The 16,409-nt window shown below is 68.1% G+C and carries 17 protein-coding genes; 7 read left to right on the top strand and 10 right to left on the bottom strand.

Annotated elements, in window-relative coordinates:
- The coding region (locus EB084_06725) for a glucan 1,4-alpha-glucosidase (protein ID NDD27942.1) at positions 1-1,813 on the bottom strand (1,813 nt) is incomplete at its 3' end.
- A gap of 181 nt (positions 1,814-1,994) precedes the next feature.
- On the opposite strand from EB084_06725, the gene EB084_06730 reads away from it, so the two are divergent.
- Positions 1,995-2,459, top strand: coding sequence for an Hsp20/alpha crystallin family protein (locus EB084_06730; protein NDD27943.1), 465 nt, complete (start codon positions 1,995-1,997; stop codon positions 2,457-2,459).
- A 197-nt stretch (positions 2,460-2,656) separates the two neighbouring features.
- Here EB084_06730 and EB084_06735 read toward each other — a convergent pair whose 3' ends face one another.
- On the bottom strand, positions 2,657-3,094 hold the full coding sequence (locus EB084_06735) for a hypothetical protein (GenBank protein ID NDD27944.1): 438 nt from the start codon (positions 3,092-3,094) through the stop codon (positions 2,657-2,659).
- Positions 3,095-3,307: 213 nt separating this feature from the next.
- Positions 3,308-4,612: a hypothetical protein gene (locus EB084_06740; GenBank protein ID NDD27945.1), complete on the bottom strand. Its 1,305-nt coding sequence runs from the start codon at positions 4,610-4,612 to the stop codon at positions 3,308-3,310.
- Positions 4,613-4,835: 223 nt separating this feature from the next.
- Between EB084_06740 and EB084_06745 the strand changes: the two genes are divergently transcribed.
- On the top strand, positions 4,836-6,302 hold the full coding sequence (locus tag EB084_06745) for a hypothetical protein (protein NDD27946.1): 1,467 nt from the start codon (positions 4,836-4,838) through the stop codon (positions 6,300-6,302).
- 9 nt (positions 6,303-6,311) lie between these two features.
- Here EB084_06745 and EB084_06750 read toward each other — a convergent pair whose 3' ends face one another.
- Positions 6,312-7,073, bottom strand: coding sequence for a YkgJ family cysteine cluster protein (locus EB084_06750; GenBank protein ID NDD27947.1), 762 nt, complete (start codon positions 7,071-7,073; stop codon positions 6,312-6,314).
- Between EB084_06750 and EB084_06755 the strand changes: the two genes are divergently transcribed.
- Entirely contained in the window at positions 7,033-7,473 is a 441-nt protein-coding gene (locus EB084_06755; GenBank protein ID NDD27948.1) for a CoA-binding protein, read from the top strand. The genes EB084_06750 and EB084_06755 overlap by 41 nt on opposite strands.
- A gap of 11 nt (positions 7,474-7,484) precedes the next feature.
- Here EB084_06755 and EB084_06760 read toward each other — a convergent pair whose 3' ends face one another.
- Entirely contained in the window at positions 7,485-7,865 is a 381-nt protein-coding gene (locus tag EB084_06760; protein ID NDD27949.1) for a hypothetical protein, read from the bottom strand.
- Between the two features lie 83 nt (positions 7,866-7,948).
- On the opposite strand from EB084_06760, the gene EB084_06765 reads away from it, so the two are divergent.
- Genes EB084_06765 through dmpG form a run of 3 tightly spaced genes read left to right on the top strand, consistent with a single transcriptional unit; the run spans position 7,949 to position 11,287 of the window.
- On the top strand, positions 7,949-9,328 hold the full coding sequence (locus EB084_06765) for a hypothetical protein (GenBank protein ID NDD27950.1): 1,380 nt from the start codon (positions 7,949-7,951) through the stop codon (positions 9,326-9,328).
- A complete protein-coding gene (locus tag EB084_06770) occupies positions 9,325-10,257 on the top strand; it encodes an acetaldehyde dehydrogenase (acetylating) (protein NDD27951.1) in 933 nt (310 codons plus the stop codon). Before EB084_06765 ends, EB084_06770 begins: the two co-directional genes overlap by 4 nt.
- Before the next feature lie 13 nt (positions 10,258-10,270).
- Entirely contained in the window at positions 10,271-11,287 is a 1,017-nt protein-coding gene (gene dmpG, locus EB084_06775; protein ID NDD27952.1) for a 4-hydroxy-2-oxovalerate aldolase, read from the top strand.
- Here the strand turns inward: dmpG and EB084_06780 are convergent.
- The 5 genes from EB084_06780 to EB084_06800 all read right to left on the bottom strand — a co-directional run bounded on the left by EB084_06780 (position 11,279) and on the right by EB084_06800 (position 15,196).
- Positions 11,279-12,475 carry a S58 family peptidase gene (locus EB084_06780; GenBank protein NDD27953.1) on the bottom strand — a complete coding sequence of 399 codons (1,197 nt, stop codon included), beginning with the start codon at positions 12,473-12,475 and terminating at the stop codon, positions 11,279-11,281. The genes dmpG and EB084_06780 overlap by 9 nt on opposite strands.
- Positions 12,390-13,205 carry a 1-acyl-sn-glycerol-3-phosphate acyltransferase gene (locus EB084_06785; protein NDD27954.1) on the bottom strand — a complete coding sequence of 272 codons (816 nt, stop codon included), beginning with the start codon at positions 13,203-13,205 and terminating at the stop codon, positions 12,390-12,392. Before EB084_06785 ends, EB084_06780 begins: the two co-directional genes overlap by 86 nt.
- Positions 13,206-13,302: 97 nt before the next feature.
- Entirely contained in the window at positions 13,303-13,938 is a 636-nt protein-coding gene (locus tag EB084_06790) for a hypothetical protein (protein NDD27955.1), read from the bottom strand.
- Positions 13,886-14,311 (bottom strand): hypothetical protein, encoded by a 426-nt coding sequence (locus tag EB084_06795; GenBank protein ID NDD27956.1) that lies wholly within the window; start codon positions 14,309-14,311, stop codon positions 13,886-13,888. Before EB084_06795 ends, EB084_06790 begins: the two co-directional genes overlap by 53 nt.
- Positions 14,312-14,659: 348 nt before the next feature.
- The gene (locus EB084_06800) at positions 14,660-15,196 is read right to left on the bottom strand and encodes a hypothetical protein (GenBank protein NDD27957.1); all 537 of its coding nucleotides are present in this window, start codon (positions 15,194-15,196) and stop codon (positions 14,660-14,662) included.
- A 384-nt stretch (positions 15,197-15,580) separates the two neighbouring features.
- Between EB084_06800 and EB084_06805 the strand changes: the two genes are divergently transcribed.
- Positions 15,581-16,348 carry a hypothetical protein gene (locus tag EB084_06805; GenBank protein NDD27958.1) on the top strand — a complete coding sequence of 256 codons (768 nt, stop codon included), beginning with the start codon at positions 15,581-15,583 and terminating at the stop codon, positions 16,346-16,348.
- The last annotated feature ends 61 nt before the right edge of the window (positions 16,349-16,409 follow it).

Genomic DNA, 16,409 nt, shown 5'->3' on the forward strand with positions numbered 1-16,409 from the left:
TGAGAAGAGGCCACGCCCGCCCGACACCGAGCCCGTCGAACGCGGACCCGTCGTCGTGCTCGCCGTAGCGATCGTCGCTCACGCGATGCCACGACGATCCATACGGCGTCTCCACCCCGAGCACATCGTCGACCACCCGCAGGGAGTCGCAGATGCGCGGATCGTCCGGTGCGCGAAGCCCGAAGCGCACGAGGGCCAGGACGTCCGGGGTCACCACCGCCTCCGCCGCCCCCCGCAGACGAAGCGGATCGAGAACAGGACGGGGGGTGCTGAAGGCGCGCTCGTCAGCGGGCGCGATGCGCACGTAGTACCCATCCACACCGACCCAGCGCGCCACGTCGGTGTCTCGCACGTATGCCCACGCGTCGATGCCCTCGTTCCAGATGTCAGCGGTCTCACGCAGGTATGCGGCATCCGATGGCTCGCCGTGGGCCTCGGCCATGTCGGCGGCCACGAGCAGCGCCGCCACCACCGCGGCGAGGGTGAAGGGGGAGGTGCCCGGATCGGTCTCCGTGCGATCGGCCTGGAGCACAGGACCGCAGCGCGCGATGAACGTGACCGCGCGACGCACCATGGGCCACAGCCGCTCGAGGGCGTCCCCCCCGTCGAGAATCCCGTGCCGCTGCGCGAGCTCGACCAGCAGGATGGTGAGTGCGGGCTCGTCCATCTGACCGTGGTTGAGCAGCGGCCGCCCGCTCGGAGTCGAGCTCTGGGCCCAGTGCCCCTCGCTCTCCTGCGTCGCGCAGAGGTAGTGCAGAACGCGGAGCGCCTCCGCGCGCGCACCCGCAGCGATGAACGCCCCTCCCGCCAGCGCCAGGTCGCGCGGCCAGACGAGATGGTAGTCACCGAGCGTGGTGCTGCCCTTCTCGAAGCCCCAGGGGATGGAGAGGCTCGGAATCACCGCACCGGGGAAGCGCTTGTCTTCGTGGACGCGAAGCGCCATGACGCTGCGCCGATACAGGTCGCCCTCACGCGGCGCCTGGCGATCGAGGGGAACGAGAGACGATTGCAGCTGCTCCCATCCGACGACATAGGTCTTGCACGCCGCCTCGAACCCATCGAGGAGGCTCTGAGAGACCTGCAGGGCCGCTTCCTCGGCGGTGGCGCCGAAGCCCAGGGCGATGTCCACGCCCACACGGGCCGCCTCGGCGTCGATCTCGCCCGTAAGGGCCACGTTGCCGTTCTCGGCACGCTCGTAGCGCCACTCCAGGCGCTTGTGACGATGCAGGTCCTGCCACCCGTCAGACACCCCGACGAACCCCACCGACGCTGCGGTCCAGGGCGTGCTGCACGCCACCGCCAGGGCGATGTCACCGCGCTGGGCGAAGAGCATGGGCACGCCGCGATGCTCCCCCACCCAGGCGTGGTTGTCGGCGCCGCTGTTGCCGATGTGGGGCGCCACCAGGAGATAGAGCCGCGCGGTCGAGGCAAGGTCGCCATGCGGGGTGAACCGTGTGCGCTGCAGGAGAACGCTGCGCCGTGGATCGCAGACGACCTGCTTGGTGATCTCGTACCGGCCGCTTCGGCATCGGTTGACGAGGCGATACGCAGGAACCCCGTCTGCCAGAGGCGTGACCAGGCTCTCCACGTCGCGCTTCTCCTCAGAGAAGAGCGCCGACCCGTCTGTGACGATGAGGCCCGCGTCGCGCAGGCACGCAACGTCGACCGACGGATGGTACACCTCGTTGAGGATGCCGTGGCTCAAGGTGAACCAGACGAGGCTCGAGTTCCAGAGCGCGGTGCCGACGCCCGTCTTGGCGGTGGAGGTCCAGCGCGGACTGCTGCCCGGCGCCCCTGGCGCGTGAGAGGTCATGCGCTGGTTCGCGTTCGTGCCTGCTCCGCAGCGCTCCTGCCCGCGACCCGCCTGCGCGTGGAGGGGCCAGGCGCGACCTCACGCCCGCCGCGCGCGCTACACGGGCCTCGCATACGAACTTCTGACGTCGCGCACACACACCGCTAACACGGCGCATATGCCGTGCTAACGAGACGTGCGTATGATGAGGGCACAACAGATTCAACGCAGGAGGTTGACAGAGATGATCTCGATCTGGGATGCCCACAAGGAGAACCTCTCGCTGCGCGATGCGATGAACCACCTCATCGAGCAGTCGTTCGTACCCGCCTCGCTGAGCCCACGGAACGGCGTGGCGCTCGACGTGACGGAGTCGCCAGAGGAGTTCGTGGTCCGCGCCACCGTGCCCGGCACGAGCAAGGACAACATCGACGTGCGGTTCGAGGGCGACACGCTCACCATCCGCGCCCGCCTGCAGTGCGAACCCGCCCGCGAGAACGAGCGGTTCCTCCTGCGCGAGCGGTTCAGCGGCGAGGTGAGCCGGAGCGTCACCTTCCCGGTCCGCATCGACGCGGAGAAGGCCGCAGCCGACTACAAGGACGGGGTGCTCACCCTGACCCTCCCCAAATCGGAGTCTGTGAAACCGCGGACGATCAAGATCGGCTGATCCAACCATCCCCAACGCCCCCCATACGAGGGGCAGACCCCTCCCCTCCCCGTGAAAAAGGGCCTGTCCGATGTGGACAGGCCCTTTCATCTCTTCACACCGAACCGCTCGCTCGGTGGACGATTGCGAGAAGCGCAGCCGAAAGCCGCACTTCCGGCAATCGTTCTGGGCGAAAACCGACCTCTTCGGCCGTTCTCCTAGAAGAGAAGTGCGTACTCGCTCTCCTTGCCGCTCTGGCGGACGCGCATCGACAGCCGACCATCGGCTCCGCGGCGCATCTCGACGACCCGATCGGAGTCTTCGTCGGCGAAGGTCACCACGTCGCCCTGACGGGTCAGGGTCCCGGTCATCACCAGACCGCCCACGGGCCAGAACGTCTCGATGGCCACGCGGACACGGCCCTCAGACAGCGATGTGACGCTGAGACGGGGCGACAGCAGATGATCGAGACGCACGCTGATCTCGGTCGACGTGCGCACGATCTGGCCGTGATCGGCCTCGTAGGGAGAGGTGGCGTAGCAGCGGAAGCTGCCGCGGGGGATCCAGCGGTCGGCGATGGCCTCGAGTCCGACAGCCTCAGCGGCGACACCGCCGCGGTCCAACGTGCCCACACCCTGGGCACGCTCGATGGTCACGGTCACTTTCTTCACCTCGCAGTTTGATGGGTCGTGACGCGGCGATGGTTGGAGCGTCGAACGCTCGAACGCCCCCAGGGACAGCCCACGAGACAAGCTCGCGACCCGTCAGGGATCCCTCTCCAGGCACACAACGCTCCCCAGTATAGCGGTTCGTCCCGCTCCTGTAAATAGGGGCCTCCATCGCAATGGCCCGCACGCCAGGCGGAGCCCTCAGTACCGATCTCCCACCGTCAGGTACACGTTCGCCACGCCGCTGCCCGTGACGGCGCCCTCGAGGCGAATCAGCCCGACGGGGCTCTGCACGTGCAGACCGACACCGCCCCCCGCACCGTTGCCCGGCTTTCCGCGCACCAGGCCGGGGCGACCGTGCACCTTGCCCTGACTGTCGAAATCATCGGCGAAATCGATGAACATCGCGCCGCGCAGCTTCAGATCGGTTCCGAAGAGGCTCGCCTCGCCGAGAGGGAAGCGATATTCGAGCGTGCTCTCGACAAAGCCCTGGGCCGCGCCGAGTGCACCCGCAGACCAGCCTCGCACCGAGTTGACCCCGCCCAGGGCGTAGGCGTCGTAGGGCGGAACGTCTCCGAGCGCCAGCCCGGACTGCAGGTTGAAGATGAGCGACTGGCCGTGACGTCCCACGTCGAAGAACTGGGTCCAGTTCCCGCTGAGACGGGTGGAGTGGATGGGGTCGGGACCGATGGGAAGGGTCTGATCGAATCCGAACCGCAGCTTGGTGCCCCGCGTGGGGAACTGGAGGTTGTCGAGCGTGCTGTAAAGCCCGACGACGCGAGCGCTCAGCAGCTGATCGGTTCCGTTCGGGCGCATCGTGAGCGGGTCACCGAGCTGATCGACCGGTGTCACCTGTCCGGTGAAGGCCCCGGACTGCACGGTGACCTGCCGGTATCCGAGCGCAGCCGCCAGCCGCAGCTCGGGAGAGAGGGGCAGTGCGTACTCCACTCCTCCACCGACCTGACAGGTCCACGGATGGGCGCCGCGCGGATCGAGAAGTCCCACTGGCACAGGGCCGCCCTCAAAGGCCAGCGTGCGGGCGCGCCAGGTGAAGACGTTTGCGGTGAGCACGCCAGGCCCGGACGCGGGGCGCCACGACCAGCTCAGGTCGGCGCCCAGCTGCGTGAGGTCGGCCGCGGCCTCGAGCAGGAAGCGCTGGGCGGGCGCGGGCCTGACCGCGAGGTACACGGGCAGGCTCACCGTCGACAGGCTGTAGTTTCCGGGCAGGAGCACCGGGATCCGGGTGGGACCGAAGAGCGCCGTGGGATCGGGCTCGAGGGTGCCGAAACCGAAGCCCTCATCGCTCCCGAGGTTCATCTGGCCTCCGGTGGGCCCTTGGAACTCTGACCGCGACGTGCTCGGTGGGCGCTCAGGCTGCTCGCCGCCCGCCTGTGCCGGAGGGGCGGCCTTCTTCCCCGCCTGGGCGCACACAGGCAGGGTGAGGGCTGACAAGATGACGAGCAGATGGAGCAGAGACGTCACGAGTGCGCGAAACCGCGGGTGCATTCTCGAATCCTCTCGTTGGGCAGTGAGCCGATGGTAGAGGCACAGCGCGGAGAAAGTCAATGCCTCGAAGGCAGACACCCATGCGACATGGTCTGATAGGCGTCAATCCTCTGCCGGATGTTAAAGAAACGTCAATTCCCTCTGTGGGGTCGGGGGTGTACGATGCAAGCAAGGAAGGCTGGGAGTGGACCGCGCGCCACGCCCATGGACAGGACGTGCCCGCATGCAGATCTCTCGCACATCGGCGCCGGCCAGGGCGGCACAGGCGCCCCCCGCGCCATCCCCCGCGCCCGCGGACGTAGCGGTGAGCAGCAACGCCCAGGACACCACGGTGCTGTCGAACGGCGCCGCTTCCGTCAAGAGCCAGACTGCCGCGCCCCTGCGCACCGCGAAGGTCGCGTTCAAGAAGAACCCGCCGCAGCCTGTCAGCGGTGCGTACGTCTATGCCGACAGCGACAGCAGGGTCCACGGCGCACTCCCCTTCGCCGCCGCAGCGAGCACCGTCGCCGTGTTCGAGAGCGCCCTCGGCAAGCCCATCACGTGGTCGTTCCACCGAGACCGTCTCGACGTGGTCCCGGATCGAGGACAGAACCTCAACGCCTTCTACGACGCCTTCGACGGGACGCTGAACTTCTTCCATGCGGTCGACCCGCGCCGGGGGCACACCATCTACACCGGCGACTCCGGTGAGGTGGCCTCGCACGAGACCGGGCACGCCATCCTCGACGCCCTGCGCCCGGGCTACCTGCAGTCGTTCGGCTACGACACCCGCGCCTTTCACGAAGCCTTCGGCGACGTCACGGCCATGATCATGAGCCTGCGCGACGAGCGCACCCTCGATCTGGTGATGGCACAGACCAACGGCGATCTGTCGAAGCCGAACGCGGTGGCCGCCATGGGCGAGCAGCTGGGCATGGCCATCAACCACAACGCGGGGCAGAACGTCACGGGCGGACCGTGGCTTCGCAACGCCATCAACACGTTCACCTGGGCCAGGCCCTCATCGCTGCCCACCATCGGCGGACCCGACCAGCTCGGCAACGAGGAGCACAGCTTCTCCCGGCTCTGGACCGGCGCCACCTACGACGTGCTTCGCGGAATCGTGAACCGCAGCACCGCAGCGGGAATGCCGGCGCGCGACGCGCTGCGGGCCGCGGGCGATGAGCTCCTCACCATCTACGTGAACCTGTTCAAGACAGCCCCCCAGGGCGAGTTCACCTACAAGGACATGGCCCTGGCCATGATCAAGGCCGACCGCAGCTACAACAGCGGTCGCAACGCCGACCTCATGACCCAGGTGTTCACCCGTCGCAAGATCATCCCCCGCGACGCTGTCGAGAGCCTGGTCACGGAAGCGCGCCCCCGCGAAGACCACGCGCCCCTCAGCGCCGACCCTGGCACGTTCGACCTGCAGGTGACGCTGCGAGGCGACGGGTTTGGCATGTTCGACGGGGCGGTGGTGGAGGTACCGATAGACGCCGACGGCGCGCTCACACAGAGCACCGAGGTGGGCGATCGGTTGCGCGAGAGCATGCGCGCGCTGATCGCCGCGGGACGCATCAAGTACACCGAACCCAACCAGAAGCTCGAGAAGCGTGACCTGTTCGACAGCGAAGGTCGGCCCTACGTCGGCGTGGTGCGGTGGCTCGACGGTCGCATGCGCATCGAGCGAACCGCCATCGCGAGCTGAACCACCGCGCTACAAGGTGAAACGCGGGTGGGCGGCGGGCGACCAGGGCAGCGTCTCGCCCAGCAGCATCTCCACCGCAGGCCGGGTGTAGGGCATGGCCGTGGGATAGACGTAGCCACGATGGGCCGGATAACGGCCCATCAGCTCGCGGTAGCGGTCGTACAGCGGCACCTCGCTCGCGTCGGCGTACGGTCGCGCCGTCTCGCGATAGACGCAGAAGTCCCACTCGATGGGCTGACGCGCGTAGCGTCCGAAGACGCGGCACGCGAAGGGCCGGCGCGCGTATACCGTGCAGCCGCTGGCCTGCGAGTAGAAGGGGCATGTGAAGCGAGAGAAGGCATGGCGGCGATCCGGCGCGTGCTCGTCGAAGCGCGACTGCGCGCCGACGCGTCCGAGGGCCGGCGTGCTCATGGCGTATGCATACTCGAGGTCGGAGCATGTCATGTAGAGCGGCGGCCCTTCGCAGCAGCGCCCGCACCCGGCACACGATCCGCGCGGCGTCGGCAGGTCGCGCGTCTCTTGCTCAAATGCGTCATAGAGCTGCTGCAGCTCGCTGAACAGGTCCTGTTGCGTCTCAGGGGGAAGCTCGAAGAACGACATGCCCATCTGTTCGCCATCGTGGCGCGCGTTCTTGCCTGGTCGCGCGCCCGCCGAGGGCAGATCGGCAGGAGAACGCACGCTCGCGCGAAGGAATCTCATCCATCGCCCACGCTGACAGAGAGGACCCGTCATGGCATTCGAACAGAACCTCATCACCGAGTGGCCCGACATCGAAGCCCTGCTGCGCACGGTGAGACGCGTGGCGGTGCTCGGAATGAAGACCGAGGTCCACGCCGATCAGGCGGCGTGGTATGTGCCCGAGGCCCTGGCCAGGGCTGGCGTCGAGATCGTGCCCGTGCCGGTGTACTACCCGGAGGTGACGCACCTGATGGGGCAGCCCGTCTATCGCAGGCTGGTCGACGTGCCCGGCGACCTCGACCTCGTCGACATCTTTCGTCGGCCAGCCGATGTGACGGGGCACGTCGACGATATCATCGCCAAAGGACCGCGCATCGCCTGGATGCAGTCCGGCATCCGCAACGACGAAGCCGCCGAGGCACTTGCCCGCGCGGGCATCAAGGTGGTGCAGAACCGATGTCTCATGGTCGACTACGGGCGCGTTGCGCGCTGAGCCTGCGCCCCTCAGCTGAGGGCGGCCACCACCGCCATGGCACGCGTTGTGACGTCGCCGATATCACTCACGGGGTAGTGATCGAGAACGAGCACCCCCTGCTCGAAGCGAACGCGCGAAGCCACGGTCTCATAGCAGACCACGACGCGTCGAAGCACCTGGGCGAGGGGCGGACGAGAAGCGTCGAGCCGCAGCGCCGCGAACGCATCGATGAGGGGTTGGAAGTACACCTTCTCCAGCGCCTCTTCGTAGTGCTCGGCGTAGGCATCGACGTCGAGACTGGCCCAATCGACCTCGACGTCGACCTCGAAGCCCGCGGCTTCGTCGATCTGTGCCTTCAGCCCGGGATAGCGGTGCTCCTGGAACGCGCGGATGGCGCGTCGCTCTTCCATACCCATGCCTCCCCGTTCCCTTCGACATCGCCGCGGTCCTCTCTCCCGCGAAACGCCCCTCTCTTCAGGCTGCGAGGCCTCGCATGCGCCTGACACGAGCGTGCCTGGCGAGCCTCTGCCTCGCTGCAGCCCTGACCGTCCTCGCACACGACGGTACCGCCGCGGCCCCCTCCGCTCGGAGCGCCGTCGCCCAGAGCGGTGGGGCAACCGCTGACGAATCCGCTCTCCTCGAACGCCTCGAGGGCATCGTGAATCGGCTGATCCCCGTTGTGGGCGGCGATGGAATCTACTGGCGCGTTCGCATGACCTCGAATCCGGTGCCCAATGCCTACGCCCTCCCGAACGGTCTCCTGGTGGTGCATCGCGGATTGCTGGAGAACCTCCCCGGCACCTCTCCCCTTCAAGACGACGAGCTCGCCTTCGTGCTCGCCCACGAGATGATGCACGTGGCACTCGGTCACGCCAGCCGCGCCGCCTCCGTCGACCGTGGCCTCTGGCGAACCCTGGCCAGGAGCGGCGTGAATCGCTCTCCGCTGGGCAATGTCACCGCGGCCGTGCTAAGACAAGGCGCATCGGCATCCTACTCGCGCGAGCTCGAGACGCAGGCCGATCACGAGGCCCTCCTGTGCGTGGCACAGGCGGGCTTCTCACCAGAGGCCGCGCTCACGCTCTTCGAACGCATGCAGCAGTTCGAGCAGACGCGCCCCGCCACGTTGCGCATCTTCCACACCCATCCGCGCACGGCCGACCGTTCGGCGAACGTGCGCGCGTGGCTGGACGCGCATCCCTCCTCTGGCAGCAGCCTGCTCGGCGGGAAGCCCCCACAGGCGTTGCCCGTCACCGTCGTGATGCTGGGCGACCGCGGGCTGGCCGACGCGCTCGCCCCGACCGCGGCGAACGCCGAGACCGAGCAGACGCGAAACCTGCTCGCGGAGAAGGTTCCACCGACCTGGACCGAACGTCTCAGCGCAGCCCTTGCCCCGATGCGCGCATTCACGAATCTGGTGATGCTTGCCCCTTCCGCCCCCCCGTTCGACCGGGACGCGCTGCTGCGTGACGCGGCGGCGCACCCGTCCACCCTCGTGCTGGCCCTGGCGCTGAACGACGTCAAGCAGACGAACATGCCATGGCCAGGGGGATGCGTATACGCGGTCCACGTGCGCTTGTCGGCGTTGCTCATCCGACCCGGCGACGGCCACGTCATCGATCGAATCGAGCTGCAGGCGTCGCGTGAGGCGACCCTGTCCGGACAAGGGGGGCAGACGCGGGAAGACGTGATCTCGGAAACCCTGGTCCGCGCCCTTCGCCCGATGGAAGCCTTGACGCGCAGCACCCTTCGTGCCTTGTCGGCATCGCCGAGGCCGGGCGGGGAAGGGCTGCCCTCGAAGCCGGCGCCCGCCGAGGAGATCGCACCGGCGACTGCGAAGCCCGCCCTCCCAGATCACGCGGGAGACGAGAGATGAAGCAGCGCGTCGCAATCCTTGGAAGCGGCAACATCGGCACAGACCTCATGATGAAGGTGCTGCGACGAGACGGCGCCCTCGAGATGGGGGCCCTGGTGGGCATCGACCCGACGTCAGAAGGCCTGGCGCGGGCCCGACGCCTGGGCGTTGAGGCCATCGTGGGCGGCGCGCAGGCGCTGCTCGACAGCCCCACGTGCCGCGACATCGGCATCGTCTTCGACGCCACCTCCGCGAAGGCCCATCACGCGCACGCCCCGCTGCTCACCGCGCGGGGCCTGCGCGTCGTCGATCTCACCCCCGCCGCCATCGGCCCCGCCGTGGTGCCGGTCGCCAACCTCGAGCAGCACCTCGACGCGCCCAACGTGAACATGATCACCTGCGGCGGCCAGGCCACCGTGCCGATGGTCTGGGCCGTGCGCCGCACCGGCGCCACGGTGGGCTATGCCGAGATCGTCTCGTCCATCGCCAGTCGTTCGGCTGGGCCGGGCACGCGGGCCAACATCGACGAGTTCACCGTGACCACGGCGCGGGCGCTCGAGACCATCGGTGGCGCGGCACGCGGGAAGGCCATCATCGTGCTGAACCCGGCCGAACCGCCCATCTTGATGCGCAACACCGTGTACGTGCTGGTGGAGGGCGACGCCGACATCGACGCGCTGCGTGCCTCCATCCGCGAGATGGAGGCTGCGGTGGCCGCCTACGTCCCCGGCTACCGCCTCGTGCGAGACCCCATCTTCGAAGACCGTCGCGACGACCCGGTGCGCGTGCCGGGCGAGCCCCCGCGTCGTGGGTGGAAGATCACCTGCCTGCTCGAGGTGCGAGGCGCAGGGCACTACCTGCCGGCGTACGCCGGCAATCTCGACATCATGACCGCCGCCGCCCTGCGCGTGGGCGAGCGCATGGCCGAGCGCGTCAGCGCCGCGGTCTGAAGAGGAACGACCGATGCTCATCGTCAACGACGTCACCCTGCGCGACGGAATGCACGCACTGTCGCACCAGTACTCGGTCGACCAGATGGTGGCCATTGCCCGCCGTCTCGACGCGGCCCGCGTTCCTCTCATCGAGGTATCGCACGGCGACGGCCTGAACGGCAACTCGTTCAACTATGGCTTCTCGGCCCACACCGAGGCCGAGTACATCACCGCGGTGAAGGCCGAGCTCAAGCACGCGCGGCTGGCGGCGCTTCTGCTTCCGGGCATCGGCACGGTGCGCGATCTGCGCGAGGCACGAGCGCTGGGTGTCGATACCGTGCGCATCGCCACCCACTGCACCGAAGCCGACATCGCCGACGAGCACATCGAGGCCGCCCGCGAGCTGGGCTTCGACGTGGCAGGCTTCTTGATGATGGCGCACATGATCTCAACGACCGAGCTGGTCGAGCAGGCGTGTCGCATGGAGTCGCGGGGCGCGCACTGCGTCTACGTGGTCGACTCGGCCGGCGCGCTGCTCATGCACGAGACACGAGATCGGGTGCGGGCGCTGAAGCAGTCGCTCGCCTGCGAGGTGGGCTTCCACAACCACAACAACCTCTCGCTGGGCGTGGCCAACACGGTCATCGCCGTCGAGGAAGGGGCCGATCGCGTTGACGCGTCGCTGGCTGGCATGGGGGCGGGAGCGGGCAACTGCCCCCTCGAGGTGCTCGTGGCCGTGCTCGCGCGAATGGGGGTCGAGACCGGCATCGATCTCTACCCGCTCATCGATGCCGCCGATGCCATCGTTCGCCCGCTGCAGACGCGCCCCGTGCAGACCGACGGCAACGCGATCATGCTCGGCTACGCGGGGGTGTACTCATCGTTCCTGCTGCACACCGAACGCGCCGCGAAGCGCTTCGGCGTCGATCCGCGCGACGTGCTGATCGAGCTCGGGCGCCGCAAGATGGTGGGCGGTCAAGAAGACATGATCGTCGACGTGGCCCTGCAGCTGGCCGGTCGTCGCGAGGGCGCCCCCGCGTCAGCCTGAGGCGCGCAGCACGCCCGCCAGAGCGTCGAGGGGCAGCCCGAACACGGTGTTCCCATCTCGTCCGACCATGTCGGTGCCGGCGAACAGGGCATTGACGATGGCCTCCTCAACGGCCTCCACCACCCCATCGAAGAGGGGGTTCAGCCGCGACTCGTCGACCGACTCTAGCAGGCGCGGACCCTGAGGCGGCGGGGTCACCATGACGTTGCGCGTCGAGAACGCCAGGGCGAAGTCGCCGCTGCCCCGATTGCCCTTGCCGCCCGTGCGGGCCACTCCGAGCCAGGCGCGCTGCGCCAGGCGCGAGAGAGCGCGGGCGTCGAGCGGAGCGTCGGTGGCGATGACGAGAATGAACGAACCCTCCGGCTCAGGGCTGCCCGCGCGATCAAGCGGCATGCGATCGGTGAGCAGGTCGCCGAGCGCAGTCCCCCCCAGCACGAGATCCTTGCGCCGCCCGTGGTTGTCGTTGATGAGCGCGCCTACCGTGTAACGTGCGCCATCGACATCGACCACCCGCGACGCGGTACCGATGCCGCCCTTGAAATCGTAGCAGGTCATCCCCGTGCCCGCTCCCACGGCCCCTTCGGCCACGGGTCCGCCGGAGGCCGTGTCGAGTGCGGCGCGCACGTGCTCGGAGGTGACGTGCCGACCGCGGATGTCGTTGAGAAAAGAGTTGTCGCACTCGCCCACCACGGGCGTGAAGACATCTTCCTCACGACCCAGGCGCGGATAGCGGTCGAGCATCCACGAGATGGCTCCGTCGAGCACACGCCCAATGCTCAGGGTGTCGGTCATGAGAATGGGCGTCTCGAGAAACCCCGACTCGTTCACCCACCACAGACCGGTCATCTCGCCGCAGCCGTTGAAGGCGGCCGCCGCCGCGGGCAGCTTGCGATGGAAGGGATCATCGCCCGGCGCGAGCACGGCGGTGACCCCGCATCGCGCGGCATTGCAGCCCTCGCCGTGAATCACGGTGACGTGCCCGACGCGCACACCGTCGACGTCGGTGATGGCATTGCGCGGGCCGGTCGGCAGGTCTCCCAGGCGAAGCCCCCACGCTCTCGCGCGCGGCCGGACCAACGGGGGCAACCCGTGCTCGCTCACGCTATGCGGGCTCGGGAACGTCGGGGGCGATCGACTTGATGGCGTCGACCACGTGATTGGCGATGCCGCGGTAGAGCGCGAGCTCATCGGCTTCTCGCTCGGGCAGCGGCGCGTCGATGAAGGTGCTCATGTCGAGGGGCTTGCCGATGAAGACCCGAACGGTCTGGAACGCCTTGGGAACCGTCATGCCCACGCCCAGCACGCGGCTCATGCCCACCATGCGCACCGGGATCACCGTGGGACGCGACTTGTAGATGAGCTTGCCCACGCCGGCCTTGCCCCGCCCGATCTCGCCGGTACGCGAGCGCGTTCCCTCGGGAAAGACCACCACGATGTTCTGCTTGAGCAGCTCGATCCACCCATCGACCTGGGCCATGTCGCCAGACTTGCGGTCGACAGGGAACGCCCGCAGGTGGCGCAGGAAGTGGCGGCCGATGACCCCCATGATGCGATCTTTCAGCTTGCGCGATCCGGGGTCACCGAAGAAGTTCTTTCGGTCGGCGAGCTGGATGGGGAGGAACTCGGGGCGGAAGAGCACCTTCGGCAGATACACGGCGCTCTCGAAGGCGAAGTTATCGAGGATCGAGTTGTGGTTGAGGCAGTAGAGCACATTCTCGCTGTGCTCGGGAATGTTCTCGGTGCCCTCGACCTGGGTGCGGTTGAGCAATCGGAAAAGCACGAACGAGCCTACCGCGGCCGCGCCAAGAGCCAGGCCGAACGCCAGCCCCCCCCGCACGCGACTGAACGCGCGAACCTCTGGGTCTGCCTGCGCTTGCGTATCTTCCACGAGTGTCTCGTCAGCCACGCCCTGGGTCATCGTCTTGCCGCCTCCTGTGCCATCACGCTTCTTCCCTCGAAGAGCCCCGGAGAGAACGCGTCAATTCTCCGTGAAGGCACACATGCCTTCATGCGATTCACTGCGCGTGAAGGGCCTCAGCGATGGCGCCCACGGCCCGATCGGCCGCGCCGGAGAACGGGGCGTAGACCGCGTGCAGATCGACACGCATGCGAGCCCAGTCGCTGTCGAGAGCCCCGTTCACACTGTACGGGCCGCGCTGCCCTTGCACCCGCCCCCGCAAGGGCAGCGGATCGCGACCCAAGGGGGTGCGCCCGAACGTGAACAGCACCTTGTCGGCCACGAGCATGGGCGTGAGAAACCCGATCATCTCGGGCACCACAGCAGCGGGCGCCATGAGATTCGGCTGTGAGTACACCCGGCCGATGTAGCGGTCGACCATGGTGCGATAGACGAGCACCTTGACGAGCCGCCCGACAACGGGGAGCCAGTCGAGCATGCCCAGCAGGCCGTGCCACGGGATCTCCTCCAGGCGATTGGTCGGGAGAACCACGAGCATGGGCTTGCCCAGGCTCCCGGCTTCTCCCGTCTTCGTTCCGGGGATGCTGACGACGAAGTCGGCGGCCGCCATGGCGTCGAGCATGCCTTCGCGCACAAGAGCGAGCCGGGTTCCGGCGGCGCTCGTCAGAGCGGCCTGCCCGTCATGCTCGGAAAGCGTGCCCGGGATGCCCCCCACGACGAGATCGATGGGCATCTCGAACCCTGGACGCACCCGCGCCCACTCGACGAATGGCGAGACGAGAAGGCTGAAGCGCGCCTTCGGCATGACGGCGCGCACGTGCTCGGCCACCTCGAGAAAGAAGCGGCTCAGCATGACGATCTCCTGGGGACGGCTGCCCGGCAGGAAGACGACGTGAGGTGCCGCGGGGCTTGCGGCGTCGGCAGAAGGCGCGGGGAGATCGGCCGCCACCGCGCCGCCCAGCGCGCTGCGCACGCTGTCGACGACGAGATCGCCGATGACCGCGACGCGCTCCGGCGCGATGCCCTGGGCGCGCATGCGCTCGGCGTCGGCCGCGGTCTTGACGAAATACCCCCGCAGGAAGCGATCCCACATCGGGTTCGCCCACTGGAAGGCCCAGGCGGGGATTCGGCTGCGCCTCGCCAGAAGAGCCGCGTACATGAGGTCTCCGCCCAGGTGGATCAGCGCGGCGCCTGGCTCAGGCAGCCCCCGCAGCAGCATCTTCAGCAGGCGACGGGTGGGGATTACCGCATCAACGCCAGGAACAGCCCTGGCCACCGCCTCTTCACGACCCGTGGCGAACGTGCACGGCAGCATGATCACGACGCAGCGAAACCCTGGCAGCTGACGCCGCAGGCTGGCCACCACCGGCACCAGGAAGCCCGAGATCTCCCCTGGGCTGTTGGCCGTGATGTAGATGGTGCGACGCGCTGTCACCGGTCGAAGGGCGCCCGGATCAGAGCGTCACGCGGAACGCGGGCGCGCCCCCGGTGTAGTGCAGACCGGTGTCACGCAGCAAGCCCGACCTCACGTCGACGGGAACCACGAGGCGCACCGCGGGCTTCGTGCCGCTCTTGACCGTGCCGCTGGGAAACCAGAACTTGAGCGCGTGGGTGACCGCGGCGCCGGGCAGCATCTGGCGAAAGCTGATGGTCTGCCAGTCGCCTTCGTCAGCCTTGAGAATCGTGCCATCGGCCAGGGCAAGGGTGGGCAGGCCCACGCCGGTGTTGAACAGCGAGACCTCCTTGTTCGACCCGTTGCGGATCTCTACCGTCACGGCCCATCCGGGCACCCCGTTGCTGAACGGCTTCTCGGCCACCTCGACCGCCGTGGCGCGCAGGCGCCAGATGCCATTGAAGAGCCACTCGCCCTTTGCCCCCTCGACGCCCGTGATCTGATGCGCGCCGCCGCTGTCGGGACGGAAGCGAATCGACAGGCGCCCGTCTCCGACGGTGACCTGGGCACCGGCGGCCTTGAGATCGCTCACGGACACCCAGGTCTCGCCATTCTGCGAGATGGGCGCGTGGGCGGCGGGCTTGCCGTTGATGAAGAGGGTTCCCGCGCCGGCAAGGGCGCTGGCGGCGAATGCGCCCAGCAGGGCGGCGGTGGCGATGAGCGGACGAATGTTCATGGAGAGGCTCCTCTGCAGCTGTGGAGGGAAGACCCGCGGGGGGGAAAGGTTCCTCTGCGGTGGAGATGTCTCCTGTGCGCTGCTCCACGCGAATCCCGCGAGCCGCGCACCGCGACCCACGGCGATTCAGCGGCAGTTCCCCCACCGTCTGCGACCTCCGGCGCCCCATCGAGCGACAGAGGCACTGCACCGCGCTATGCTCGCGCGTGGCGACATCTGCTCGGCCAATCGCGTTGGAGGTCTCCCATGTCCGGCACGCTGCTCGACCACGTCGAGTCGTACTTCATTCGACGATTCACCCCACCGCGCTCTCCAGCCGCTCTCGCAGACGAGGCCGTCTGGAGGAACGGGGTGCGCCACCATCACGATCCAGAACGCGACGTGTTCGTTCTGAACACGACCACCAACGGGGTCGCGGCGCGCTTCGAGACACGAGATCGCGGATGGATGCGCGCGCCACACGTGGAGGCGGTCGATCGAGACGGCTGGCGCCTCCAGGCACGCGCCGAGCGACACGGGCTGCGTCACGTCCTGGTGGCCAGCGACGCGGCCACGGGCATCGAGACCCGTCTTGATCCGCGCGGACACGACGTGGATGTCCGCGCGCCGGGTGCGGTCGGCCAGCGCGACAGCCGCGGTCTGGCTCCCCGCAAGATGTGCGCCCAGACGGCGGAGCCCGCCACCCATCAGCACATCGACGCCGATGGAAACGTGTTCTACTTCGCCCACGAGGAGACGTGCACCGAGGTCTCTTCGCAGGGCGCCAGGCGCACCACCGCCGAGATCGAGGCGACGGTGCGCCCCGCAGACAAGAAGATGCTGACCGTGACCCGGCTGCTTACGGGTTACCGACAGGGCGACGTGAGCGAGCTGCCGATGACGGTGATGCGCGATCTCGACGCCGAAGGACGGTTCACCCTGGCCACCGACTTCGGAGATGGCGACGTTGCAGGCAATCATGCGCATCAGCTGTTCGTGCTGCCCACGCCGCCCCCGCAAGCGACCCTCCGCTGAACCGCGTCAGAAGGGTGGATCGCACCCCATCGTGAACCTCGCGACATGAAGAACTTCGCAC

It is taken from the genome of Pseudomonadota bacterium, assembly GCA_010028905.1.
Lineage (GTDB): Bacteria > Vulcanimicrobiota > Xenobia > RGZZ01 > RGZZ01 > RGZZ01.